We start from the raw sequence: 25,418 nt of genomic DNA on the forward strand, positions 1-25,418 counted from the left end.
AAGCCTGCGTAGTGTTATATGCAAAACTGGGTGGGCTTCATTATGCGATGGTTTGTTCGAATTGGGTTTGGCTTGGTCATGCTGGTGGTTGTGCTGGCTGGTTTGGTATTTCTGATCCCCGCGGCAAAGGTTGCCGATGTGGCAGCAGCCCAGTTTCTAAAAACCACGGGGCGGGCGATGACTGTTGAAGGCGGTGCCAGCCCGACGATCTGGCCGGTATTGGGGGTCAAAACTGGCTTGGTCCAGATCGCCAACGCCGATTGGTCACGCGAGGGCCCATTGCTACAGGCCGAAGGGCTGGCGATCGGCCTTGATGTGGCGGCTCTCATCGGCGGTGACATCAAAATCACCCAGATTGAGGCAATCCGTCCGCAGATCATATTGGAGCGCAACACCGACGGACTTGGCAACTGGGAAATTGCATCGGTCGCAGACCTGCGCTCATCCGGCACAAACACTGCCAGCACATCTGAAACAGCAAAAAGCAGCGTCATAACGCTGGATCATGGCGTCATAGAAGATGGCTCTGTGCTGTTTCTAGACCATGCGAATGGCTCGCGCATGGAAATCCGCAACATCGCGGCCGAGGCGCGCATGCCCGATTTTAGCGGCCCTGCAACCCTATCCCTTTCGGGGGTAAAGGATGGTGTAAAGCTCGCACTCGAAGGGCAGGTCGCGGCGTTTGATGCGTTTGCGGCAGGGAAGGTTACCGATGTAGCCCTAAAGGCCGCTATCGGCGGGTCGAAGGTTGATTTTAACGGTCGGCTAGGTTTGGCCCCAATGCTCGCCGAAGGTGCGGTCGTCGCCGATCTGGCCGATCTGGCGGCAGTCATGGGGCTGGCAGGCCAAGCCGCCCCCACGCTACCACAAGGGCTGGGGGCAAAAACGCGGCAGGTTTCTGGTACACTCACGCTGACCAATGCCGGCTCGATGCACCTTCGGGGCGGCTCGGTGGTGCTGGACGGCAATAGATTCACCGGCGATCTGGATGCTGTGTTTGAGGGCGACCGCCCCAACGTGACGGCCAAAATCTCGGCGGGTTCTTTGAACTTTACGTCACCGGTGTCTGCCTCTTCGGCCACAGCCGCGCAAGGCACTGCACCTGCAGGTTGGTCGCGTGACCTGATCGATGTAAGCGGGCTGGCGGCGCTGGATGCCCGCCTGACGCTCTCGGCGGATCAGATTGATTTGGGCACGGCCAAGCTGGACCGGACACGTTTGTATGTGACCTTGGACAAAAGCCGGATGGTGATAGAGTCGCAGGAATTGCGGGCCTATGGCGGCAATGTGACGGGCAGCTTTGTGGTCAATGGCCGCGACGGTATGTCGGTTGGCGGTGACCTGCGGGCGACGGGCGTTGCGATGCAGCCCTTGTTGCAGGATGTGGCCAAGTTTGACCGGCTGATCGGTAACGGCGATCTTAACCTAAAATTTCTGGGCATCGGCAACCGCCTGTCAGATATTATGAATTCGCTATCCGGCACCGGCTCACTACGTTTTGGCAAGGGAGAGTTGCGCGGGTTAGACCTTGTCGGGATGCTGAAATCCTTGGATTTGGGCTATATCGGCGAAGGGCAAAAGACGATTTTCGATGCGATCACGGCGTCTTTTTCGATACAGGGCGGCGTGCTGCGCAACGATGATCTACAGTTCAAATCGGCTTATATCACCGCATCCGGATCCGGTCAGGTCGGCATCGGTGCGCGCGATCTGAACTACCGGTTGATGACAACCGCACTGGCACAAACCGACGGCACGGGCGGCATAACCGTGCCCTTGATCATTTCAGGGCCTTGGGCGCAGCCAAAATTTCGGTTGGATATGCAGGCGCTGCTTGATCAAAATCTGGCCGAGGAGAAAGAGCGTCTGAAGCAAAAGGCCCGCGCCGAGGAAGATCGCGCCAAGGCCAAGCTGGAAAAAGAGCTTGGGATACAGCGGCTTGAAGGCGAAAAGCTGGAAGACGCCGCCAAGCGCCGCGCCCAAGAGGCGATACAGGCCGAAGCCGCCCGTGCCTTAGGCAAGTTGTTCGGCGCCAACTAAGGCCGCGCGCAAAGGCCATCGACCGCCCCCCATAAAAAACAAATCTTTGCCAGCTTTGTTTTTGCATCGGGCTGGTTTGCTGTCCGATCGACATGTTGCACGTTTGAGCCGCGGCCTCACTTTTGAGTGATTGCTCAATTATATTGTTGAGCGATCGCTCAAACAACGTTAAGCCCATCACACAGCATCCCCCAAACCCATGAAAGGGTACGTTATGGCGACCTTCACGATCCACACAATCGAAACTGCACCAGAGGCTGGTAAGCCGCTTTTGGAAACCTCGCTTAAGAACAACGGCCGCATTCCGGGCCTGCACGGTACAATGGCAGACGCGCCACCGCTGCTTGCCGCCTATGCCTTTGCCCACCAGCAATTCATGGCGACATCCATGACCGACGAAGAGAAAACCGTTGTTTGGCAAGCGATTAACGTCGAAAACAACTGCCACTACTGTGTTCCAGCCCACACAGGCATCGCCAAAATGATGAAGATTGACGACGCGATCACCGAAGCGTTGCGTGATGAAACACCCCTGCCAACAGCCAAGCTAGAAGCGCTGCGCAGCTTTACATTGGCGATGGTGCGCGACCGTGGATTCGTCTCGGAGGCTGATACCCAAGCGTTCCTTGATGCTGGCTACACGCAGACAAACATCCTCGAAATCATTCTGGGCGCGGCACAGAAACTGATGTCGAACTACACCAACCACTTCGCCAAAACGCCTGTTGACCAAGTCTTCCAAAAATTCGCTTGGGAAAAGAAAGCAGACGTCGCTGCTGAATAAGGGTTACGTTTGGTCCGGCGCATGTCGCCGGACCAACATCTGAAAACCACCCTGACCCCTACAAGATCCACCAAAATATGTCGGCCTCTGGTTGCGCTCCTCTTGTGGGTCAAAACGCGGCTTGTCATACTTGCCATCGACCATCGGCTTGCGGGCGACCGCGCCGATTTTGCCTAAAGGAGGCACCATGACAGAACCCCTTCGTATCGACATCATATCCGACGTCATGTGCCCATGGTGCATCATCGGATATCGTCAGTTGGCGGGCGCCCTAGAGGCCTCCGGCACGGCGCATGAAATCCACTGGCACCCGTTTGAGTTGAACCCGCAAATGCCCGCCGAGGGGCAAAACACCCGCGAACACATCATCGAGAAATACGGCAGCACGCCTGAACAATCCGAACAATCGCGCCAGCATATGAAGACCGTGGGCGACAGTCTCGGGTTTGATTTTGCATGGACCGAACAGTCGCGCATGCACAACACCTTTAACACCCACCAGTTGCTGCACTGGGCCGATACACAAAACCGCCGCCATGACCTGAAAATGGCGCTTTTCACCGCGCATTTCACAGATCAGCGCAACCTGTCGGATGATGCAGTTTTGGCCGATGTCGCCGCTGAAATAGGTTTGGATCGTGATGAGGCCCTTGCCGTGCTGGCCGATCAACGCTTTGCAAATGAGGTGCGCAGCGAAGAGCAGTTCTGGCAGCAACAGGGTATTTCCGGCGTGCCCGCCGTTGTCTTTGACCGCAAGCACCTTGTCACAGGGGCGCAAGGCGTGGAAAACTACACCAGTATCCTTGCCCAACTTGCCGAGATGAGAGACTAACCTATGGCCCGCGCCGCAAATTATGATCGTGATGCAGCACTTGATGCAGCAATGACCGTATTTTGGCGCAAAGGCTATTATGCGACGTCGCTTAAAGATCTGGAAACGGTTCTAATGATGAAGCCGGGCAGTATTTATGCGGCTTTTGAAAGTAAGGAAAACCTCTATCTCTTGGCGATGACGCGCTATTTTAATGCGTCACGCCAAGGGTTCCGCGCTGAAATGGCCAAGGCAACATCGCCCCTGTCGGGGTTGGCAGCGCAGTTCCAGAATTACGCGAACCTCGCCGACGGAAGCCAATCACGCCAAGCCTGTATGTTGATGAAAACGTTGATCGATACCAAATCCACCGACCCCAAGATCGCAGGCGTTTCCCAAGACTATCTATGCCAAATGACCCAAGAGTTCGCAGCCGCTTTTGAGGCGGCCCGCACCAAAGGCGAGCTTGCTGCCGATGCCGACCCTGCGCGCCTTGCGCGGCGGTATCAGGCCAATCTGACCGCCCTGCGCGTCGAATTACAGCGCGGCACCCCGCAAGCGGCGGTTGCCGAGCTTGCCGAAGATATGGCGCAGGAAACCTTGCGGCTTGGCGTCTTGCACTGACTACAGAATAACCAAATGCTCTTGTTGGCCACGGGTTATACCCTCGGCGGCAAAGACTGCGCCATCCAACGCGCTCGGCTTGGCGATGCCCTCGGCGGCAGAGGTGGCGTAAAGGGTGGTCAAGTCCGGGCCACCAAAGGCAGGGCAGCTGATCTGTGCCACAGGAAAGGCCACCGCATCGGTAAACCGCCCCGCCCCATCATAGCGCGCCACACGGCTTGCACCCCATTGTGCCGACCACAGCGCCCCTTCGGCATCCATGACCGCGCCGTCAGGGTTTAAACCCTCTGTACGAAGATCAATGAACACCTCGGGCGCGCCCACAGGCCAGCCTTGGACATTTAGGCGCACCCGCCGAATGACACCTTCCTTAGTATCGCAAAAACAAGCAAAACCGCCGTCTGGCGTAAAGCATATCGCATTGGAAATCGTGATTCCGGCGAAGATTTTACGCAGCTCCCCTTTGTAATATCGCCAAATCGCACCCGCCTTTGGCTCGGCTTTTATGCCCATCGTACCAATCCAAAACCCACCGTACGGATCGGCGCGGCCATCGTTGGAACGGGTGATCGGGTTGTCAGCCTCGAGGGGCGCAAGCACCTCTTGCGCGCCGGTTTTCAGATCAAACAGGGACAGCGCGGTCTGAGATGCAATCAGCAATCGGTCGCCACTAACGCGCCCCGCAGCCGAGACATAACCGTCAAACGCCCACTGCCGCACCGGGCCTTGCAGACCGCGCATGAACATTGTTCGATTCAGAATATCAAACCAAATCAGTGCGTTGCGATCGGGAAGCCACAGCGGCCCTTCGCCCAACACACAGGGCGTCGTATCAAAAACCGCGGGCGTCATTGTGCGGCATTCCACGCGGCCACCAGCGCCTGCGCCTTGCCCGCGACCACTGCGGCGCTGTCTCCGGGTTTGTATATCGATGAGCCGATGCCAAAGCCCGTAGCCCCTGCCGCCAGCCATTGTGACATATTTTCCGGCGTTACGCCCCCGACAGCATAGAGCGCCATGTCGCGCGGCAAAACTGCCTTCATCGCCCGCAAGCCCACAGGCCCGACCAATTCACCGGGGAACAGCTTTAGCGCATCTGCACCTGCTTCAATCGCGGCAAAGGCCTCGGTTGGCGTCATCACCCCCGGAAAGCTTTCCATCCCGGCCAGTTTTGCCGCGCGGATCACCGCCGGATTACAGTTTGGCGACACGATCAGCCGCGCACCGGTTGCGGCAACTTGGGCTACCTGTTCCACTTTCAAAACCGTGCCTGCACCGACCATGGCAACAGAACCAAACGCGCCTTGCAGCGCTGCAATGCTAACCAGCGGCTCGGGCGAATTCATCGGCACCTCGATACGGTTGATACCCGCATCGACCAGCGCTTGCCCAACGGCCAACGCATCTTGGGGTGTTATCCCACGCAAAATCGCTACTAAATTCAACGTCATGCCGCCCCTCCGATTGTTTTCCATGCGCGGTGCAGCCCTGCCAAAGTGGCGGCCTGCGCATCTGCCTCGCTAACCACAACGCCCTGCACCCGCAGCGCCCGCGCGTACAGATTGGACACCGCAGGACTGCCAACCAGCGCAACCTCTTGCCCCAGCCAATAAGGTTTTGCGCCCGCCAATTCCCAACCGATCAGCAACCCCGAAAGCGTTGCCCGCGCAACCTCGGGCGCCAGATCGCCAACCAAGGCCCCTGCCCGCAGCTGAAACAGCCGGCCATAGGCACGGTGCGGTTGCGCAAGGGCATCCTGCACCGCCGCATCAAACGCCGTCATATCAAACGTCGCCGCCTGAACACTGTGCCGCAGCACCGAATGGTCTGCCAAAAGCGCAAACATTTCGCCGGTCATAAAGCTTTGAAACGAACAAATTTCACCCGCCGAGACGCGCACCCATTTGGTATGCGTTCCGGGCAGGCAAATGACGCCGTCAAAATCGGGGCGCGCCGCCAAAAGCCCTGCAATCTGGGTTTCCTCGCCGCGCATCACATCGGCCGGGTTCAGCTGTTTCACACCACAGGCGATCCACACATTTGCACCCGCAACTTGCGCCAAAGGCGTGCCTGCCTGCGTGGGCGCGGTCGCATAGGGCGCCTCGGTCCAGCCTTGGCGCGACCCGACCATGCCGCAGGCAACAACAGGGGCCACGGCCCAGTCACCTGCCCGCCAATCCGCCGTCTCTTGGGCCAGAACGGGGGCAAATTCGGCAGGCTGCAGCCCGCCCATGCCCTGCGATGACGACCGCTGATGCACAGCATCCGCGCCCCGCATCGCCCAAAGCCGCAGGTTCGTCGTGCCCCAATCGGCAGCAATCCAATGCGCGTTGCTCATAGCCTCTCCCCCTCGATCACCCACATCGTCAGCGGAAAACTCCACGGCAGGTTTAGCCCGTGCGACATCAGATATTGCCCCGTCAGCACCAAGTCACCCGCCTTTAACGCAGGCATGCCGCGCGACAAACCAACCGCATCGCCGCGATTACGCAGGGTGATACGGTATTGTGCCGTGGGGTCAAGCTGGGTCAACCGCAAAGGGCGCGGCAGGATTTGATCCGACGTGTCGGCCTTGCCCGCAAACACCACAAAGCGCGTGCCGTCTTGGGCCAGTTGCTGCTCGGCGATCACGGCGGTATCGGCGCTGTCGAGGCGCAAAATATCGGCGCGCGTGGTCCAGTTACGGTTGGCTTTCCACCATGTGGTGACGTCGCGTAGAACGCCTGCCTCATCTTCGGTCAGCTCGCGCGGGTCCATCTCAAACCCCATGTGGCGGGCGGCGGCGACCCAAGCACGCATGCGAATATCAATCACCCGCCCCGACGTGTGGCATTGGCGCGGGCCGACATGGCTGCCTGTGACAGCCATCGGCAAAAACAGTGCGGCGTTGTGCTGAATGCGCAAGCGTTCCAGCGCGTCGTTACTGTCGGACAACCAAACCCGCTGTGTGCGGGCCATGATGCCAAAATCAATTCGCCCACCGCCCGACGAGCAGCTTTCAATCTCTACCTCAGGGAAATCGCTGCGCAAACGGTCTAGCAAAGCATAGGTACCATGGGCCTGTGCGGCATCGCTATGAGGCAGAACGCGGTTATGATCCCATTTGACATAGTCGATTTTATAAGCAGACAGTACGGCCGCGATTTGGGTGTAAAGATAGTCGCGCACCTCGGCCAGTGCCATGTCAAAGACCATTTGTTGACGGCCCAAAACCTGATCTTTGGCACCCAAGGCCCAGTCGGGATGGGCGCGGTAAATATCACTGTCGGGGTTGACCATTTCGGGTTCAAACCAAATGCCAAACGTCATGCCCAAACCGTGGATATGGTCGATCAGCGGGGCGAGGCCATCGGGGTATTTGCGCGAATTAATCGCCCAATCACCCAAGGAGCTGGTGTCATCATCGCGTCGCCCGAACCAGCCGTCATCCAGCACAAAACGCTCGGCCCCCAAACCTGCGGCATGGGTGGAGATGTCTTTCAGTTCAGGAAGGGAGTGGTCGAAATAGACCGCCTCCCAGCAGTTATAATGCACGGGGCGCGGGCGGTCGGGATGGGGCCACGTTACGATTTCGTCGCGCAAATGGCGCTGATAGGCAGTTGCGCAACCGTTCAACCCGTGGCTTGAAAAAACGGCATAGAGGGGTGCTGTCTCAAAGCTGGTGGCAGGGGCCAGTTCGCTTTGCGGGGCATGGCCGAATTGGATTTGGCGGCGGCCATCGGGCAGCTCTTCGGCGATCATTCCGTGCCCGCCGGACCAGCCGTAATGCAAGGCCCAAACCTCGCCTTGGGTATTTGTGGCACCGCGCGCGGGCAGTAAAATCGCAGGGAAATGTTCGTGCCCTGTCCGGCCTGTGCGGTTGTCGCGCGCATGGATGCCCGCCCGCCATGGGTTGCGCTGCATCTGAAATTCACCAATCCAGCGGCCTGTGAAATCGATCATCTCATCCGACAATTGCGGCGCAGGGAATGCCGGTGCGGCCAGCCAATCAAGGTGGACCGGCGCATCGGACGTTAGCCGCGCCTGTGCGGAGATCATATGGGTATGTGGGTTGATCGTGAACTCGGCAAAATAGCGCAGCCCGCCATCACGATAGGCAAACTTTAGGGCCGTCTCGCTTTCGGTCACAGAGTCCAGCCTGAACCGTGGCAGCAGGATTTTCCCATCCAGCGCCCGCAACCGCAGGCCCGCTTGGCCCGGAAACGGGGCGGCGGCCTCGGGGCAGATCGACAGAGCGGGATTTTCATCCAGCATCCCGCCTGTCACATCCATGCGATGCGCTTGCGCGATGGCGCCCAGATCCGCGCCAACCAGCGGCGCGCCCCAATAGGCAACTTGCGGCAGACCTTGGTTTTCCGAAATAAAAACAAGGCTTTGACGCGTATCACTCAGATGCCAAATCTGTGGGTGGGTCACTTTACGGCCCCCAAAGTCAGGCCCGCAATAAAGTGGCGTTGCATCGCAAAGAACATGATGACCGGCGGTAAGGCGGCTAGAATGGACCCTGCCGAAACCAAATGCCACGCAGCGATCCACTGGCCGTTCAGGCTGTTCAAACCGGCGGTGATCGGCTGGGTATCGGCGCCGGTTGTCAGCACCATCGCCCAGAAATAATCATTCCAGATAAAGGTAAAGATCAACACAGAAAGTGCTGCAATCGCGGGGCGCATCAAGGGCATCACGACATAGCGGAAAATCTGCCATTCGGTGACACCTTCAACCCGCGCCACCTCAATCAGATCAAACGGCAGGGCCTTGATGAAATTGCGCATGAACAGGGTGCAGAACCCCGTTTGGAACGCGATGTGAAACAGGGCAAGGCCCGAGATCGAGTTATACAGCCCCAAGCTGACTGTCAAATCGCGCACCGGCACCATCAAGATTTGAAAGGGCACAAAGTTGCCAGCGACAAACATGAAAAACAGCAGCAGGTTGGCTTTGAACTTATACACCGCCAGCGCGAAACCGGTCAGGCACGACAGGCCCACTGCGCCGATCACCGTCGGGATTGTAACCTTAAAACTGTTCAGCAGGTATTTATCCAACGCGGTGTTTTTGAACACGGTGATATAGTTGTCAAACGCGATGGACGACGGCCAGCCGAAATAATTGCCCGCCGCCAAGTCGGATGACGGGCGCAGCGAGGTCATCGCGACCCCGATCAGCGGCAGCAGCCACAAGATCAGCATCACAGGCAGCGCGATTTTATAGGCCCATTGCGCCTGGGACGACATAGATTGGATTGGACGCGGAAACATCAGCGCGCTCCTTGTTCGTCGCGCCACATCTTCCAGATGAAGCCCGAAATAAAGATCATCATGATGGCAAACAGCACCACCGCAATCGCCGCGCCATAGCCCATGCGATAGCCGTATTCTGACAGTGCTTGCTCATACATGTAGTAGGACAACACGCGGCTAGACCCATATGGGCCGCCCGAGGTCATGATCGACACCAAGTCGAAACTGCGCAGCGCACCGATAACTGTGACCACCAGCGCGATAAATGTCGCGGGGCGCAGTTGCGGCAGCACCACATACCAAAGCATTTTCCAGCCCTTGGCACCGTCCAACCGCGCGGCCTCTATCTGGTCGGGGGCAACGGCGTTCAGGCCGGTCAGATACAAGATCATGCAATAGGCGATCTGTGGCCACAGGCCCGCCAAGATGATGCCGTAGGTGACCAGATGCTCATCAGCCAAAATGGCGACTTGTGACCCTGTAAGCCATTCGATCAGTTTATACAGCAGGCCAAAATCGGGGGCGTAGAACCATGAAAATATTAGGCCAACGACGACTTGTGAAATCACAAAGGGGAAAAAGAACAGCGATTTATAGATGCGGATGCCGCGTACCGTTTGGTTCAAAAACAGCGCAATCATCAGGCCCGCAGGCACCGCCAGCATATAGAGCGCCAGCCAAATCACGTTGTTTTTCAATGATGTATAAAACGCCTCATCATCCATCAGCTCGATATAGTTGGCAAGGCCAACCCAAGTTTTCGGGCTTAAGCCGTCCCAATCAAAGAACGAAACCCACATCGATTGGAAAACCGGAATGATCACATAGACCAAAAACATCGCCAAACCGGGCGCGAGGAACAACCAAGGCGCCAACGCTTGGCGCGATCGGCGTTTGCGGGGGGCGGTTACATTGGGGGGGCATGAAGTCATGGCCGTGGGTCTCCCTCGGGCATCGGCAGGGTGATGGGGCGAAAAACGGGGGCAGGCTGGCCCGCCCCCGATAGTGATTATTTCGCGAGACGTGCGCGGGTTTTTTCAAGCCGCTCCAAAATCGCGTCGAGGCGATCTGGTTTGACCATGAATTCCTGGAACCCTTCCATGCCGATCTTGGCCATTTCAGCCGAAGCATCGCGGTCAAAGAACTGCGCAATGCCACCATCAGCAGTGCTGAGCAATTCAAAGCCAGCCTGCAAGAACGGGTCGTCGCCGACGCTTGCATCTTTGTTGATCGGCAGCTGGCCAAGCGCCTCGTTCAGCTTGGTCTGCTGATCCGCCGACGCCAGAAACGCGAGGAATTTTTTCGCGTCCGCTACGTTTTTCGCACCGGCAGGAATGTGGATCGTGTCGGTCGGGGCTTCTTCGGCGCGGGCCAATCCCGGGGTGATTTCCGGGAAGGGCATAAAGCCGAGAGAGTCGTTCGTCATGCCGCCGTCTTTGAACGTGGCCACGGCAAAGTTGCCCATGACATAGTTCGCAGCCTTGCCTTGCACCAACAACGCCGCCGCATCTTGCCAGTCAATCGCGGCATGGTTTGCAGTGGTGTAAGGCACCACTTTTGCCCATTCGGCGAACACGGCTTTGACGCGGTCATCGGTCCATGGAATATCGCCGCTGGTCAACTGCATGTGGAAATCATAACCGTTGGTGCGCAGATCCAGATAGTCAAAGATGCCAGCCGTTGGCCACAGCGCCTTGGACCCCGTGGTCAGGCAATCAACGCCTGCCGCTTGGAATTTAGCACAGTTGGCGACGAATTCATCCCAAGTTTTTGGCACGTCAACGCCAGCCGCCTTGTACACGTCTTTGTTAAAATAAATGCCCCACTGATAGTAAGTATAGGGAACGCCCCACTGCTTGCCATCAATCGTCATCGAGGATGCCGCCGAGGCAAGGCTTTCGTTCAAACCGTTTTCGGCCCAAACATCCGAAACATCAGTAAACTGACCCGCTTTGACGAACGGTGCCATGCGGTTGCCCGCATACCAGTTCGCCAAATCAGGGCTGTCAGCGGTCAAAAAGTTGCGGATCGCGGTTTTGTAACCTTCGTGGTCAAACAGGTTCACCGTCACTTTGACATCAGGGTTTGCGGCTTCAAAATCCGCGATCAACGCCTCAAACGCCGCTTTTGGCGCTGGATCTGATGTGTCGGTGTTGATGACCAGCGAGCGCTGTTGCGCCATGGCGGGCACGGCAACAGACAGCATCAAGGCCCCCAAAAGGGCTGCTTTCGTAAACTTCATTCGCTCCTCCCAAGCTATTTTCAACCAATTGTAGGTTTCACATAATGGAACCAGTTATTGGATATTGAAACCTTGTCCCGAATCGGCCAGTATGTCAACAGTGTTCGAAATGAACCGAGCAGATTTGGACCAAGGGAGGGGACCGGATGACATCGCAGCAAGACCCGATTGCCAGTGGCAGTGATTTGTCAAAACAAGACGGCACGGTTGGCCGCACACTTGCGGTGCTTGACCTTGTTGCTGGCTTTGCCCGCCCTGTGCGCTTTGCCGAAATCCTTGCCAAGTCGGACCTGCCCAAGGCCACGCTATACCGTTTTCTTCAGGCGCTGACGAATCAGGAAATGCTGGCCTTTGACGAAGATCGCCAAGCCTATGCGCCCGGTTTGCGGCTGGTGCGGCTGGCGCATTCGGCCTGGGCGCAAAGCAGCCTTGCCCCGATTGCAGCGCCCTTTTTGGATGCGTTGTCGCAAGACACCGGCGAAACCATCCACCTAGCGCAGCTTGATCACGGCATGGTGCTGTACGTCGATAAACGCAACGCGGCCCGCCCTGTCGAGATGTTTTCGCAATCGGGCAAGGTTGGACCCAGCTATTGCACTGGCGTTGGCAAGGCGATGTTGGCCTATTTGCCCGAGGATAAGCTGGCCGATGCCATCGCGCGCACCTCGTTTCAGCGCTACACCCCCACGACTTTGGCCGATGAGGCCGCTTTGCGCGCCGAATTGATCGCCATTCGCGCCCGCAAATACGCGTGGGATAATGAAGAGCATGAGCCCGGCATCGTTTGCATCGCGGCCCCCATCCTTTCAAACAGCGGTCGCGTTTTGGGTGCGCTGTCGATCACCACGGCCAATGCCCAAGACCGCGCCAAGCTCGAATCCTATGCCCCGCGCGTGTTGCAAACTGCCGCATCTATCGCCGAAGCTGCCAACACTTGGCGCTTTCCCGAACAATAATCGGCCCATCCAAGGCCATACCCAATCACCCGTGGGAGGAAATCACGTGTCGCAAGTTACCCTAAGCAAGGTCGTCAAACGCTACTCTGCCGCGCAGGTCATCCATGGCATCGACCTTCAGGTCGAGCAGGGCGAGTTTTGTGTGTTCGTCGGGCCTTCGGGCTGCGGCAAATCCACCCTGCTGCGCATGATCGCAGGGCTTGAGGAAACCACCGATGGCACCATTTCCATTGGTGCCCGCGATGTGACCCGCGCCGATCCGGCCGAGCGTGGCATTTCGATGGTGTTTCAAACCTACGCGCTGTACCCGCATATGACCGTGCGCGAAAACATGGGGTTCGGCCTGAAAATGAACGGCCACCCCAAGGCCGAGATCGCATCAAAGGTGGATGAGGCCGCGCGAATTTTGAAGCTTGACCCGTTGATGGACCGCAAGCCTGCCGCCCTGTCTGGTGGCCAGCGCCAGCGCGTCGCGATTGGCCGCGCGATTGTGCGTGGCCCCGAGGTATTTTTGTTTGATGAACCGCTGTCGAATTTGGATGCCGAGCTGCGTGTGGAAATGCGGGCCGAAATCGCCCGTTTGCACCGCGAAATCGGTGCCACGATGATTTATGTGACGCATGATCAGGTAGAGGCGATGACGATGGCTGATAAAATCGTCGTGCTGCGCGCGGGCCATATTGAGCAAGTCGGCAGCCCGATGCATCTGTATGATGACCCCGATAATCGCTTTGTTGCAGGGTTTATCGGGTCGCCCGCGATGAACTTTGTGGCGGCCACGGTCGAAAAAGGCGTCATTGTTGCGCCGGGCTTGGATAACGCCCGCCTGTCGCCTGCTGTTGCGATGCCAGAAACTGGTGTCGGGGTCGAAATCGGTCTGCGCCCGAATGCGCTGCGCATCACGCCGCAGGGGCCTTACCGTGTTGAGCATGCCGAAAACCTTGGCGCCGTGACCTATGCGCATCTGACAGCGCCATCGGGTGAAAGGCTGGTGGTGGAAACCGATCAGCGGCTTCCGGCGGCGGGGGGCACAATGGTTGGGCTGGAATTTGACCCTGCCGATTGCTTTGTGTTCTGCGCTGATAGCGGGTTGCGGGTTCGGTAATGACCAGCATTTCAATTGGTCTGGTCGGCCTCGGCACGATTGCGCGCGCCCAGCACTTACCCGCGATTGCGGCGACGCACGGGATGGATCTTGGCGCGATTGCGTCGCGCAATGCCGTGCTGGATGGCACGCCCTGCTATGCCAATGTTGAAGCATTGTTGCAGGCGGAACCGCAGATCACCGCGATTTCGCTGTGCACCCCGCCGCAGGGGCGCTTCGACCAAGCGATGGCCGTTTTGCGCGCGGGGCGGCATTTGATGCTGGAAAAACCGCCCGGTGCAACCCTGTCCGAGGTCGAGGCTCTGCGTGCAGAGGCTGCTGCACGCGGCCTGACGATTTTCGCCACATGGCATTCGCGTGAGGCCGCCGCCGTGGATGCCACGCGCGATTGGCTGGTTGGTAAGGACCTAAGGTCTATCAGAATTGACTGGCATGAAGACGTGCGTAAATGGCACCCCGGCCAAGATTGGATTTGGGCAGCGGGGGGATTGGGCGTGTTCGACCCCGGCATCAACGCGCTGTCTATTCTGACCAAGCTGATCGCGGGCGTGGTGTTGCAATCGGCCGATCTGCACATCCCGCAAGGCCGCGCCACGCCGATTGCAGCCGATTTGCGGCTGCGGGCGGGCGACGTTCCGATCGTGGCCAGCTTTGATTGGCGGCTTGACCATGACGAGATTTGGCGCATCGGCCTGACCACCGACCAAGGCACGCTTTTGCTAGAGGATGGCGGCGCGCGCGCAATGGTTGATGGCGCCCCGCTGGCCGCTGGCCCCAACCAAGAATATGCGCGGCTTTACGCCCGCTTCCATGATCTGATTACAACCAAACACAGCGAGGTTGACCTTGCCCCGCTTCGCCTTGTCGCTGATGCTTTCCTAACCGGCCAGCATCATTCCACCGCCCCTTTCCAACCCTGAGGCCCAAATGAAAATCACCGCAATTGAGACATTCATCGTGCCGCCGCGTTGGTGCTTTGTGAAAATCAGCACCGATGAGGGCATTTCCGGCTGGGGTGAACCCGTGCTAGAGGGCCGCGCCCAAACCGTGGCCGCGATGGTGGATGAGCTGTCGGATTACCTGATCGGCAAAGACCCGCGCCTGATTAACGATCATTGGACCGTGATGTACCGCGCAGGGTTTTATCGTGGTGGCGGCATTCATATGTCGGCGATTGCGGGGATCGATCAAGCGCTGTGGGATATCAAAGGCAAGGCGCTGGGACAGCCGGTCCATGCGCTGCTGGGCGGGCAGTTGCGCGATAAAATTCGGGTTTACAGCTGGATCGGCGGCGACCGCCCCGGCGATACCGCCCGCATGGCGCGTGAATGTGGCGACCGAGGCTTTACCGCCGTGAAAATGAACGGCACCGAGGAAATGCAGTTCGTTGACAGCCACGCCAAGGTTGACCAAGTGTTGGAACGCGTGCAGGCGATCCGCGATGAAATGGGCCAGGATTTCGGCATCGGCATTGACTTTCACGGCCGTGTGCATCGCCCCATGGCCAAGGTTTTGGCCAAGGAATTGGAACCCTTCCGCCTGATGTTTATCGAAGAGCCTGTGCTGTCAGAACATGCCGAAGCGCTGCGCGAAATTGCCAACCATTGCTCCACGCCGGTTGCACTGGGCGAGCGGCTGTATACCCGCTGGGATTTCAAAAAGATCCTGCAAGAGGGTTTTGTCGATATCATCCAACCCGACCCGTCGCATGCTGGCGGCATCACCGAGACCTACCGGATTGCGGCGATGGCCGAGGCGCATGACGTGGCGCTGGCGCTACATTGCCCGCTGGGGCCGATTGCGCTGGCGGCAAACCTGCAACTGGATGCGGTGTGTTATAACGCCTTCATTCAGGAACAATCTTTGGGCATTCACTACAACGAAGGCTCGGACCTGTTGGATTATCTCACAAACCCAGAAGTATTTGAATACAAAGACGGGTTTGTCGGCATTCCCCAAGGCCCCGGTCTTGGCGTTGAGGTAAATGAAGACAAAGTCCGGCGTGAGGCCGCGAATGGCCACCGCTGGCGTAACCCCGTCTGGCGCCATGCCGACGGCAGCTTTGCGGAGTGGTAAGATGCGCAACATCACAAAACTGAACACGCAATGGGCCTTTGCAAAGGGGTTTGACGCGGCTTGGGTCAACATCCCGCTTGCAAGTGAGGCCGTCACCCTGCCCCATAACGCGGTCGACCTGCCACTGAATTACTTTGATGAAACGGCCTATCAGCGCGCCTTTACCTATCAGCGCGAATTGGCTTGGGATGTTGCGTGGGAAGACCGCGAGGTAGAACTGCGGTTTGATGCGGCGATGGCAGATGCCGTCGTTTGGTGCAATGGCGTGGAAATCATCCGCCATGCCGATGGGTACACCCCGTTCACCGCCCGCCTGACCCCGCATTTAACCCGCGGCGTGAACCTTATCACGGTACGGATTGACGGATCGGAAAACCCCGAAATTCCGCCATTCGGGGGCCGGATTGATTACCTGACCTATGCGGGGATTTACCGTGATGTCTGGCTGCGGGTCTTGCCACGCGCCCATATCTGCAACGTTAAGATTGAGACGCCGGATGTATTGGCACTGGCCAAAACGGCTGTGTTCAAAATCACGACCGAGGCGGCGCAGGGCACGGCTAGGGCGGTTATTTTTGACGCAAACGGCGCAGAAGTTGCCCACGGGAACGTTCAAATTTCGGGTGATACAGCCGAGATCAAAATCACGGATTTGCACGACATAGCGCTTTGGTCTTGCGAAACCCCCGCGCTCTATACCGCGCAAATCACGCTTGAAAGTGGTGATAAAACCCTGACCCGCTTTGGCTTTCGCCAGATTGACTGGACACCGAACGGGTTCTGCCTAAACGGCAAGGCGTTGAAACTGCGGGGCCTCAACCGGCATCAAAGCTTTCCGTATTCCGGCTATGCCCAAGGAAAACGTGCCCAAGAACGCGACGCGGAAATCCTGCGCTATGATCTGGGCTGCAATATCGCGCGCACCTCGCACTATCCACAAAGCAGCTATTTCCTAGACCGCTGCGATGAGATCGGCCTGCTGGTGTTTGAGGAAATTCCCGGCTGGCAGCATATCGGCGGGGCCACATGGCAGGACGAATCCGTTCAAAACGTCGCGCGGATGATGATGCGTGATTGGAACCATCCGTCCATCATCATCTGGGGCGTGCGGATTAATGAGAGCTTTGACAACCACGACTTTTACACCCGCACCAACGCCGCCGCCCGTGCGCTGGATACCACCCGCCCCACCGGCGGCGTGCGATATATTACGGAAAGTGAGCTGCTTGAAGACGTCTATACGATGAATGATTTTGTGCTGGGCGAATTTGAGCTGCCCGGCAACAACTGCCCCCGCACCGCCCTGCGCAGCCAAGCCGAGGTAACGGGCCTGCCAAAGCCTGTGCCTTATATCATCACCGAATATAACGGCCATATGTTCCCAACCAAAGCAGGCGACCCCGAGGCGCATCAGGCCGAGCATGTGATCCGCCATCTTGAAGTGCTGAACGCCGCCTACGGCGACCCGAATATCGCGGGCTGCATCGGTTGGTGCATGTATGACTATAACACCCACAAAGATTTCGGCGCAGGCGACCGGATTTGCCACCACGGCGTGATGACAATTTTCCGCGAACCGAAATTCGCCGCCTACGCCTATTCCAGCCAAAAGTCTGCCGAAGAAGGCATCGTGATGGAACCCGTCACGGTTTGGGCGCGGGGCGAGCGTAACATCGGCGGTGTGCTGCCGCTGATCGTGCTGACAAACTGTGATGAAGTAGAGCTGGCCTTTGCCGATGTCGTCAAACGTGTCGGGCCGGATGTGGAACGCTTTGGCCATCTGCCCAACCCGCCGGTCATCATCGACGACCGCCATTTTTCACCGGATGAGCTGGGCCATTGGGGGCAAAGCTGGCACGGCGGGCGGATAACCGGTTTCCTGAATGGCGAGAAGGTCGCCGAGCGGATTTTCCCCGGCGATAGCGTGCCGACGACGTTAGAAATCGCGCCGGATGTGTGGGAAGCCGAGGCCTGCGCCAGCGACGATATCCGTGTCATTTTCCGCGCATTGGATCAGGCGGGCAACAAGATGCTGTTTCTTGCAGAACCCCTGACCTTGCAGGTCGATGGCCCAGCGCATCTGATCGGGCCAGACACGACCGTCATGGCGGGTGGCACCTCTGGCGCGTGGCTGCGACTGACCGGCGAGGTCGGCGAGGTCACTTTGAACGTCACGTCTCCACGCTTTGGAACGCAAAGCGTAACCTTGCGCATAACGCCACCAAAACCACAAAGCGCGGCGCAAACCTTCGCACTCTAGCGAAATCCCACCCCCCCTCCATGGCGCAAAAACAGGACCGAGAGCCATATCGCGGTGGCTCTCGTTTTAAAAGCCGCCCGAAGGCCCAAACCTAGGGGTTATACGCCGCCCTGCCCTGCGCGCTCTTGCACCAAAAAGTCGATCAACCTGCGGGTCAGCGCCTTTTGTGGGCCACTATCGGGCCAAACAGCATAGATCCCCAAGATCGGCAAAGACCAATCTGGTAGCACCTGGATAAGGCGACCATCTGCAACCTCGGACTCAATCTCGCCCTGCGGGACGTGCCAAATGCCCATTCCTGCCAGCACGGCTGATTTGGCGGCGTTGACGGTGTTTACTTCAACACGAATATTCGCAGGCTCGATGCTGACCACCTGCCCTGCGCGTTCCAGCGTCATTACCGAGGGGATTTGGGTCACTGCGATGACATCACACTCAACAAGATCTTGCGGCGACACAATGGGCGCACGGCTTGCCAGATAGTCGGGCGCGGCAACCAACAGCCGCTTGAAATCTGCGATGCGGCGGCTTTTTAGGCTGCTGCTGCGCAGGGTGCCAAGACGGATCGCCAAGTCAAAGCCGTCTTTGACCAAATCTGTCGGCGTATCACTGCTGTGCAATGACACCGCGACCATCGGATAGCGCTTGGCAAAGGCCCACAGGGCCTGATGCAGGCCGCGTTGTTCGCCAAAGGCTGGCATTGTTATGTGCAGCGCACCCACCGGCTCCTCATTCCCTGCGTTGATCGCATCCAGCGCCTCTTCGCCTGCTGCAACCATGCGGCGCGCGGGGTCAAGGGCACTGCGCCCCTCGGGTGTCAGCGACATGGACCGGGTCGAGCGGAAAAACAGCGTCACCCCCTGCCGCTCCTCCAATCGCGACAAATGGTGGCTGACGACCGAGGTAGACAGCCGAAGCCTGCGACCGGCCGCACTTAGGCTGCCCGTATTGGCGATAGCCACAAAGACAGCAAGACTGCGGTAATCCTCAATCATCTTTCTAATTCCTGTAAAAGTGATTTCGCCACAATTGAGATAATCAAAAAGCTGCCTTCTGTCTATCACTGGCCACAGCAGACAGGAGACAGCAATGTTCACAAGCACCGCCAAGATCACCACCGAGCGCGCCAGCATCTATATGCAACAGTTGTGCAAGCACTTCAGCCACAAGGTTCAGGTGCAGTTTACCCCCCAGCTGGGCCACATCGATTTTGCCTTCGGTCAGTGTGACCTGACCGCCAGTGGCGCCGACCTTGGCCTGACTGTGACAGCTGAAACCCAAGCAGACCTAACCAAAACCGCCCGCGTGATGGCAAGCCACCTTGAACGTTTTGCCTTTCGCGAAAACCCCCAGATCACATGGGCTTAAAGCCCAAACCCAAAGGAAACACCATGAAACTGAATACCCTTGCCGCCTCTGCCGCCGCCGTAACATTTGTTGCCCTTGCGGCTGCAGCCGATACCAACACCAATAAAACCTTGGCGATTGAGGCCTTGGGCGCGACCCTTGGGGCGGGCAACCCCGCTGCCGTGGACCAATATTTTGCCCCCGACTATGTTCAGCACAACCCCGACATCGCCGATGGTGCCGAGCCGTTGAAAGGCATGATCGGGCATCTGGCCGCCAGCGGTGCATTCAAGGCAGACGTTTTCCGTGTGATCGCGGATGGTGATCTGGTTGCGTTCCACAGCCGCTATGAGGGCTTTGGCCCTACCCCGATGATCGCCTTTGATGTGTTTCGCATCGAAGATGGCAAAATCGCTGAACATTGGGACAACCTGATCCCCGAGGCTGCGCCAAACCCATCGGGCCATACACAGACGGACGGCGCGACCGAGTTGACCGATCTGGACAAGACCGCCGCGAACAAAGCGCTGGTCGAAGAGTTTGTGACCAAAGCCCTCATCACCCACGAGCACATTGAATTCACCGATTACATCAACCCCACCAACTATGTGCAGCACAACCCGATGGTTGCTGACGGGCTGCAAGGGTTTGGCGCGTTCATGGGCGAAATGGCGGCCAAGGGCATCACGATGACCTATAACGAGGTGCACCAAGTGATCGGCGAAGGCAATTTTGTTTTAACCCTATCGGATGGCGCGATTGGCGATCAAGCGCAGGCGTTCTATGACCTGTTCCGCGTCGAAGACGGTTTGATCGTTGAGCATTGGGACGTGATTGCGCCGATGCCCGCCACCGATGCACCGCACAATAAAGCTGGCAAATTCTAATCGCAACGCGGCCCCAAGCCCGCCTTGGGGCCGCAGCACCCAAGACACCATAAGCGGCATCACCAAGCATAGCGGCAAAGAGACCAGCCCCGTGCGACGGAACAGGCCGCGGCTTGCGTTTAGACCTCAGACCCTACGGAGATCGACATATGACGTCCCTAAAATCCTTTTGGAACCATCCTTATACCTTTTGGGCAATCCTGTGCCTGCCCGCCATTCCGATGATCTTTGGCCTTGCGTCGGGCGACCCTAGGGCCGCTCATCAAATCCTGCATCCGTCAGGCGAATTTGCGGCACGGTTTATGATTGTCTCGATGATGATCACGCCCTTGATGATGCTGTTCAAAGGCGCAAGCTGGCCGCGTTGGTTGATGAAACGGCGGCGGTATTTGGGGGTTGCGGCCTTTGCCTATGCCCTTTTGCACACGATGCTTTATTTGGTTGATGAAGGGTCCATTGCCTTTACCGGAGCCGAGATTTCCAAGGTCTATATCTGGACCGGCTGGCTGGCCTTTCTGATTTTCGTGCCATTGGCTGTGACCTCAACCGATGGTTGGGTGCGCGCGATGGGGCCAAAGTGGAAAACCTTGCAGCGCGGTGTCTATGGAGCTGCGGTTTTAACGCTGCTGCACTGGGCGGCATTGCATAACTGGGGCAGCATCGTGCCTGCGCTGGTCAATTTTGGCCCGCTTATAGCGCTTGAACTTTATCGCTTGGCCTACAATTTGCAACGCCGCCGAGTGCGGGCCGCTAGCGTGGCTGGATAAGAATCGCGCGGAAGTCGTTGACGTTGGTCAGCGTGGGGCCCGTGATAACTTGGGCATTGATCTGGGCAAAAAAACTGTGGGCGTCGTTGCGGGCCAGCATGGCTGCGGCATCAACGCTTGCGGTTTGGGCCAAGCCAAGCGTTTTGGGGCCGATCACCGCCCCCGCCACTTCGGCCGCGCCATCGACGCCGTCAGTATCGCAGGCAATGGCGTAAATTCCGTCTGCGCCTTGCAGCGCCAAGGCAAGGGCTAGGCAAAACTCTGCGTTCGGTCCACCTATACCGTCACCAAGCCGCGTCACGGTTAACTCGCCACCCGACAACAGCAAGATCGGTGCATCGCCCAGCTTCAAACTCGCCTGCAGGCCTAGCGCCATGTATGCTTGGGCCTTTGCCACAACCCGCGCCTCACCTTCCAAGGCATCGCCCAGAATACGGGTATCAAACCCCATGCTAGTCGCCAGTTCCGCCGCTGCCACAAGCGACTGCGCAGGTGCGGCATAGATCACATTGGTCACCGCGCCTAAACGCGGGTCATCAGGCCGCACCACGCCGCTTGCCCCCGCCAAAGCCGCTGTCACGCGGGGCGGAACCACAACATCCCAAGCTTCCAAAATCTGGCGCGCATCCCTTGGCGTTGATGCGTCGCCCACCGTAGGACCAGAGCCGATAAACGCCATATCATCGCCCGGCACATCGGAAATCATCAAGCACAGCATTTTTGCCGGATAGGCCGCCGCCGCCAACTGCCCGCCTTTAACGCGGCTGAGGTGTTTGCGCACCATATTCATCTGGGTAATCGGCGCCCCCGAGGCCAAAAGCGCTGCGTTCACCGTTTGCTTTTCCACAAGGCTAACCCCATCGCACGGCGCGCACAGCAAGGCCGAAGCCCCGCCCGAGATCAGCGCCAGCACAAAATCATCCGCACCCAGCCCCGCCACAAGATCCAGCATCCGGCGGGTTGCATCCTCGCCCGCTTGGTCGGGCACCGGATGGGCTGCCTCGACAATCTCAATGCCTTGGCAGGGGCGCGCGTAACCATAGCGGGTGATGACCAGCCCGTCACACGGGCCCCAAACGGCCTCTACCGCCTCGGCCATCCGCGCGCTGGCCTTGCCCGCACCAATCACCACTACGCGCCCGTCGGGTTTGGGCGGCAGGTGCCCTGCGAGCGTGCGCATAGGATCGGCCACTTCAACGGCGCGATCAAACAGGTGGCGAAGCAGGGTTTCGGGCGTGGTCATTTGCAAAACTTATCCCAAGACTGCGCGATAGTCGCTAACCAAAAGATGGGTCGGGGCGGCATCTTCCTCAATCTTCGCAAACCGCCCGATGGGTTCGCGGAAAATATTGTCGGTTTCGTCGTCATTCACGGTTGAAACCTCGCCAATCAGCACATCGCCGCCCTCGCCCCAAAACGCGTGCCAATCACCGGGCATCAGGGTGACGCTTTCGCCGGGGGCAAGTTTCAGCTTGTCGCCGGGGGCAAAATCGCGGCGGATGCCATCGCAAAACACCGTGCCGCCCTTATTCCCATCAAATTGCCCCTGATCATCCGAACCAAACAGCTCGACCACCAAAGTCGCGCCACCGCGGTTGATGATGTCCTCGGCCTTTAGCACATGAGTGTGCATCGGCGACAGCTGATCTTGCTTCGAAATCAACAGCTTTTCGGCATAGCACATGCCGCCTCCGCGTTGCAGATCGGCCAGCCGACCATTGCGCAGGGTGAACAGGAACAGGCCCATTTCATCATAACGGCCTGCGCCATAATCAGTGATATCCCAGCCGCAACGCGCCGAGATCACGTTTTGGGCGATGCCCGCATTGGCCTTGAACTGATCGGGCGTCCAATAGGCAAAGGGTGGCAAAACAAAACCGTAGTGCCGGATCATCGCGTCCGCTTCGGCCATAATGTCGTTAATGCGGCTGCGTTTCATTGTGCCAATCCGTCCGTCAAAAATTCGATGACCATCGCAGCGGTCCATGTGAACCGCCCACCGCCGCAAGGCGTACCATCGACAGGGCTATAGTATTCGGCAAACCCGCTTTCTGCGATCAGCGCCAAGCTGTCGGCAACAATGCGGTCCACCACAGCGGTTTGCCCTGCCCGCGCAAGACCGTCGGCGATCATATAGTTCACGATCAACCAAACCGGCCCGCGCCAATAACGCAGCGCATCAAATTCCGGCGCGGCAGGGTCGTGGCTTGGCACCAAATAGCGCACTTGGGCGCCCAGCTTGGTCAGGGTGTTGGCAATCACCTGCGACCGCGCCGCAGGAATGGGGGCAAAGGCTGCAAGGATACCGCCGATAGACGGGCTTTGAATCAAGGCGCCCAACTTGCGGTCAAAGCAAAGATATTGGCCGTGCTTATCGCTCCATAGGCTTTCCATCGCCGTCAGGCCTTTGTCGGCCTGTGCCTGTGCGTGGCTGGCGATGTCGGTCAGGCCCAACTGGGTTGCAAGTGCCGCCACATCCCCGCAAGCCCGCAACAGAATCGCGTTAAAGCCGGGGTCGACCACTTGGAACGGCGAGGCGTCGTGCAATTTGGCATTATCCCAGCCAAGGCCGCGAAACAGTTGCACCAGATAGATATAACGTTCGTATTGGGCCTGTGTCGGGCGGTGCGCAGGGTTGGCGTGTTGGGTATCACGGCGGGTAAAGGGCATGACGCCATCGGTTGGCACCCGTTCAAACGCGGCATCCCAATCGACCGAATTGTCACGGCCCGATTCCCAAGGGTGAATGATCGCAACCAACCCCGTGCCTTGCGGGTCACGGCAGCGGAAAAACCAATCATGCCATTTGGCGATTTTGGGCAGCAAGGCTGTGGCACGGCGGCGCGCCATGTCTTTGTCCTTGGCCCGCGCAAAAAGCCGCGCCACGGCAAAGCCTGCAACGGCGGGCTGAGTGATACCCGAAGTGGGCACAGGCCGAGCGGTTTGCCAAACATCAGGGCCGGGGAAATACCCGTCATCCAACTGGTGGAAAATGATATGCGGTACCATGCCATCATCCCACTGATGGGCGAACAAGGTTTCAATCTCGGTCCACGCGCGGTCTTCATTGAAATGGGCTTGGCCAAGGGCGGTCAGGCAGGAATCCCAGTTCCATTGAAACGGATAAAGGCCGTGTGTCGGGACGGTGTAGGCGCCCTTGTCATTCTCGGCGAGAATGGCAGCGGCATGGTCAATAAGGGCTTGTGTCATTGGGTCTCTCGCAAATTCAGGCAACGGCCAAAGTGGTTTTAGGGTCGAACCAACGCGTCCGCCCCGCTTGCGGTGCAAGGTTCAGGCGGTCGCCGGGTTTCAACACCAGCTCGCTGTCAAGCACGGCACGCAGCGGATGACCGCCCACATCGAACGTCACCAACAGGTGCGCGCCCAACGGCTCTACCAACCGCACGGTTGCGGGAAGGCCGGTTTCCGACGGGGTCAGATCTTCGGGGCGGATGGCATATTCCAAGGCTGCGGCATCGGTATTGGGGCCCGTTACGGTTTGGCCTGCGACCGTCCATTGCCCATTGCCTGCGGAAGTGGCGGGCAAAAAGTTCATCGGCGGGTTGCCGATAAAGCCCGCAACAAACCGCGCGGCAGGGTTGCGATACACCTCAATCGGGCTGGCCGATTGCACGATGCGACCTTGGTGCATCACCGAGATTCGGTCGGCGAGGCTCATCGCCTCGACCTGATCATGGGTCACATAGATCGCGGTGGTTTTGCTGTCGGCCAGCACGCCCTTAAGTTCGGCGCGCATTTCCAGACGCAACAGCGCGTCAAGGTTTGACAGCGGCTCATCCATCAAAATCACGTCGGGTTCCATCGCAAGCGCGCGGGCCACGGCAACACGTTGGCGCTGACCGCCCGAAAGCTCGCCGGAATAGCGTTTCAAGAGCTGCTCGATATGCATCAGGGTCGCCGTGCGTTCCACACGACGTGTGACCTCGGCCTGCGGCATCTTTTGCATCCGCAAACCAAAGGCGATGTTTTCAAACACGGTCAGATGCGGAAACACGGCATAGTTTTGAAACACCATTGCGATGCCCCGTTCACGCGGCGGCAGATGGTCTACGCGACGGTCGCCGATCCAGACCTCGCCCGTCGTGGCGGTTTCCAGCCCTGCAATGATGCGCAACAATGTGGTTTTGCCACAGCCCGATGCGCCCAGCAGAACCATGAACTCTTGATCCGCAATTGTCAGGTCAATCGAGTGCAAGGCTTGGTATGCGCCAAAGGTTTTGGCGACGTTCTTGATTTGAATTTGTGCCATGGGTTTGGT

24 protein-coding genes are annotated in these 25,418 nt (G+C 58.3%); 12 read left to right on the forward strand and 12 right to left on the reverse strand.

Annotated features, from left to right (window positions below):
• Positions 1–42 precede the first annotated feature (42 nt).
• The 4 genes from ACEN2J_RS01165 to ACEN2J_RS01180 all read left to right on the forward strand — a co-directional run bounded on the left by ACEN2J_RS01165 (position 43) and on the right by ACEN2J_RS01180 (position 4,259).
• Positions 43–2,040 (forward strand): AsmA family protein, encoded by a 1,998-nt coding sequence (locus tag ACEN2J_RS01165; RefSeq protein ID WP_442102575.1) that lies wholly within the window; start codon positions 43–45, stop codon positions 2,038–2,040.
• 214 nt (positions 2,041–2,254) lie between these two features.
• On the forward strand, positions 2,255–2,824 hold the full coding sequence (locus ACEN2J_RS01170; protein ID WP_442102577.1) for a carboxymuconolactone decarboxylase family protein: 570 nt from the start codon (positions 2,255–2,257) through the stop codon (positions 2,822–2,824).
• A gap of 187 nt (positions 2,825–3,011) precedes the next feature.
• Complete coding sequence (locus ACEN2J_RS01175; protein WP_442102579.1) at positions 3,012–3,656, forward strand: DsbA family oxidoreductase; 645 nt, start codon at positions 3,012–3,014, stop codon at positions 3,654–3,656.
• 3 nt (positions 3,657–3,659) lie between these two features.
• Positions 3,660–4,259 carry a TetR/AcrR family transcriptional regulator gene (locus ACEN2J_RS01180; RefSeq protein ID WP_442102581.1) on the forward strand — a complete coding sequence of 200 codons (600 nt, stop codon included), beginning with the start codon at positions 3,660–3,662 and terminating at the stop codon, positions 4,257–4,259.
• Here ACEN2J_RS01180 and ACEN2J_RS01185 read toward each other — a convergent pair whose 3' ends face one another.
• The 7 genes from ACEN2J_RS01185 to ACEN2J_RS01215 all read right to left on the reverse strand — a co-directional run bounded on the left by ACEN2J_RS01185 (position 4,260) and on the right by ACEN2J_RS01215 (position 11,741).
• The gene (locus tag ACEN2J_RS01185; protein ID WP_442102582.1) at positions 4,260–5,111 is read right to left on the reverse strand and encodes an SMP-30/gluconolactonase/LRE family protein; all 852 of its coding nucleotides are present in this window, start codon (positions 5,109–5,111) and stop codon (positions 4,260–4,262) included.
• Positions 5,108–5,710 (reverse strand): 2-dehydro-3-deoxy-6-phosphogalactonate aldolase, encoded by a 603-nt coding sequence (locus ACEN2J_RS01190; protein ID WP_442102584.1) that lies wholly within the window; start codon positions 5,708–5,710, stop codon positions 5,108–5,110. The genes ACEN2J_RS01185 and ACEN2J_RS01190 overlap by 4 nt, the downstream gene beginning before the upstream one ends.
• Entirely contained in the window at positions 5,707–6,597 is an 891-nt protein-coding gene (locus ACEN2J_RS01195; RefSeq protein ID WP_442102586.1) for a 2-dehydro-3-deoxygalactonokinase, read from the reverse strand. Before ACEN2J_RS01195 ends, ACEN2J_RS01190 begins: the two co-directional genes overlap by 4 nt.
• Complete coding sequence (locus tag ACEN2J_RS01200) at positions 6,594–8,675, reverse strand: alpha-galactosidase (RefSeq protein ID WP_442102588.1); 2,082 nt, start codon at positions 8,673–8,675, stop codon at positions 6,594–6,596. Before ACEN2J_RS01200 ends, ACEN2J_RS01195 begins: the two co-directional genes overlap by 4 nt.
• A complete protein-coding gene (locus ACEN2J_RS01205) occupies positions 8,672–9,517 on the reverse strand; it encodes a carbohydrate ABC transporter permease (protein WP_442102590.1) in 846 nt (281 codons plus the stop codon). The genes ACEN2J_RS01200 and ACEN2J_RS01205 overlap by 4 nt, the downstream gene beginning before the upstream one ends.
• Positions 9,517–10,431: a carbohydrate ABC transporter permease gene (locus ACEN2J_RS01210; protein WP_442102591.1), complete on the reverse strand. Its 915-nt coding sequence runs from the start codon at positions 10,429–10,431 to the stop codon at positions 9,517–9,519. The genes ACEN2J_RS01205 and ACEN2J_RS01210 overlap by 1 nt, the downstream gene beginning before the upstream one ends.
• A gap of 77 nt (positions 10,432–10,508) precedes the next feature.
• A complete protein-coding gene (locus tag ACEN2J_RS01215) occupies positions 10,509–11,741 on the reverse strand; it encodes an ABC transporter substrate-binding protein (RefSeq protein WP_442102592.1) in 1,233 nt (410 codons plus the stop codon).
• Positions 11,742–11,887: 146 nt separating this feature from the next.
• On the opposite strand from ACEN2J_RS01215, the gene ACEN2J_RS01220 reads away from it, so the two are divergent.
• The 5 genes from ACEN2J_RS01220 to ACEN2J_RS01240 are packed head-to-tail and all read left to right on the forward strand — an operon-like array spanning position 11,888 to position 18,138.
• Positions 11,888–12,697, forward strand: coding sequence for an IclR family transcriptional regulator (locus tag ACEN2J_RS01220; protein WP_442102594.1), 810 nt, complete (start codon positions 11,888–11,890; stop codon positions 12,695–12,697).
• A gap of 46 nt (positions 12,698–12,743) precedes the next feature.
• A complete protein-coding gene (locus ACEN2J_RS01225) occupies positions 12,744–13,802 on the forward strand; it encodes an ABC transporter ATP-binding protein (protein WP_442102596.1) in 1,059 nt (352 codons plus the stop codon).
• Complete coding sequence (locus tag ACEN2J_RS01230) at positions 13,802–14,722, forward strand: Gfo/Idh/MocA family protein (protein WP_442102598.1); 921 nt, start codon at positions 13,802–13,804, stop codon at positions 14,720–14,722. Before ACEN2J_RS01225 ends, ACEN2J_RS01230 begins: the two co-directional genes overlap by 1 nt.
• Before the next feature lie 7 nt (positions 14,723–14,729).
• Positions 14,730–15,878, forward strand: coding sequence for a galactonate dehydratase (gene dgoD, locus ACEN2J_RS01235; RefSeq protein ID WP_442102600.1), 1,149 nt, complete (start codon positions 14,730–14,732; stop codon positions 15,876–15,878).
• A 1-nt stretch (position 15,879) separates the two neighbouring features.
• Positions 15,880–18,138 (forward strand): glycoside hydrolase family 2 TIM barrel-domain containing protein, encoded by a 2,259-nt coding sequence (locus ACEN2J_RS01240; protein WP_442102602.1) that lies wholly within the window; start codon positions 15,880–15,882, stop codon positions 18,136–18,138.
• A gap of 98 nt (positions 18,139–18,236) precedes the next feature.
• Here the strand turns inward: ACEN2J_RS01240 and ACEN2J_RS01245 are convergent, their stop codons facing one another.
• Entirely contained in the window at positions 18,237–19,133 is an 897-nt protein-coding gene (locus ACEN2J_RS01245) for a LysR family transcriptional regulator (protein ID WP_442102603.1), read from the reverse strand.
• A 94-nt stretch (positions 19,134–19,227) separates the two neighbouring features.
• Between ACEN2J_RS01245 and ACEN2J_RS01250 the strand changes: the two genes are divergently transcribed.
• From ACEN2J_RS01250 to ACEN2J_RS01260, 3 genes are all read left to right on the forward strand, one after another.
• Positions 19,228–19,506, forward strand: coding sequence for a DUF2218 domain-containing protein (locus ACEN2J_RS01250; RefSeq protein ID WP_442102605.1), 279 nt, complete (start codon positions 19,228–19,230; stop codon positions 19,504–19,506).
• A gap of 23 nt (positions 19,507–19,529) precedes the next feature.
• Complete coding sequence (locus tag ACEN2J_RS01255; protein WP_442102606.1) at positions 19,530–20,372, forward strand: nuclear transport factor 2 family protein; 843 nt, start codon at positions 19,530–19,532, stop codon at positions 20,370–20,372.
• A gap of 149 nt (positions 20,373–20,521) precedes the next feature.
• Positions 20,522–21,139 carry a sulfite oxidase heme-binding subunit YedZ gene (locus tag ACEN2J_RS01260; protein WP_442102607.1) on the forward strand — a complete coding sequence of 206 codons (618 nt, stop codon included), beginning with the start codon at positions 20,522–20,524 and terminating at the stop codon, positions 21,137–21,139.
• Here the strand turns inward: ACEN2J_RS01260 and ACEN2J_RS01265 are convergent.
• From ACEN2J_RS01265 to ACEN2J_RS01280, 4 genes are read right to left on the reverse strand one after another with little or no spacing between them, the layout of a single operon-like run.
• Positions 21,123–22,382, reverse strand: coding sequence for a glycerate kinase type-2 family protein (locus ACEN2J_RS01265; protein ID WP_442102609.1), 1,260 nt, complete (start codon positions 22,380–22,382; stop codon positions 21,123–21,125). The two genes, ACEN2J_RS01260 and ACEN2J_RS01265, sit on opposite strands and share 17 nt — an antisense overlap.
• A gap of 9 nt (positions 22,383–22,391) precedes the next feature.
• Positions 22,392–23,078, reverse strand: coding sequence for a D-lyxose/D-mannose family sugar isomerase (locus ACEN2J_RS01270; protein ID WP_442102611.1), 687 nt, complete (start codon positions 23,076–23,078; stop codon positions 22,392–22,394).
• Positions 23,075–24,349, reverse strand: coding sequence for an MGH1-like glycoside hydrolase domain-containing protein (locus tag ACEN2J_RS01275; RefSeq protein WP_442102613.1), 1,275 nt, complete (start codon positions 24,347–24,349; stop codon positions 23,075–23,077). Before ACEN2J_RS01275 ends, ACEN2J_RS01270 begins: the two co-directional genes overlap by 4 nt.
• Positions 24,350–24,365: 16 nt before the next feature.
• Positions 24,366–25,409: an ABC transporter ATP-binding protein gene (locus tag ACEN2J_RS01280; protein ID WP_442102614.1), complete on the reverse strand. Its 1,044-nt coding sequence runs from the start codon at positions 25,407–25,409 to the stop codon at positions 24,366–24,368.
• Positions 25,410–25,418 lie beyond the last annotated feature (9 nt).

The sequence above is a fragment of the Pseudorhodobacter sp. W20_MBD10_FR17 genome, from assembly GCF_052119765.1.
Taxonomy (GTDB): domain Bacteria; phylum Pseudomonadota; class Alphaproteobacteria; order Rhodobacterales; family Rhodobacteraceae; genus Pseudorhodobacter.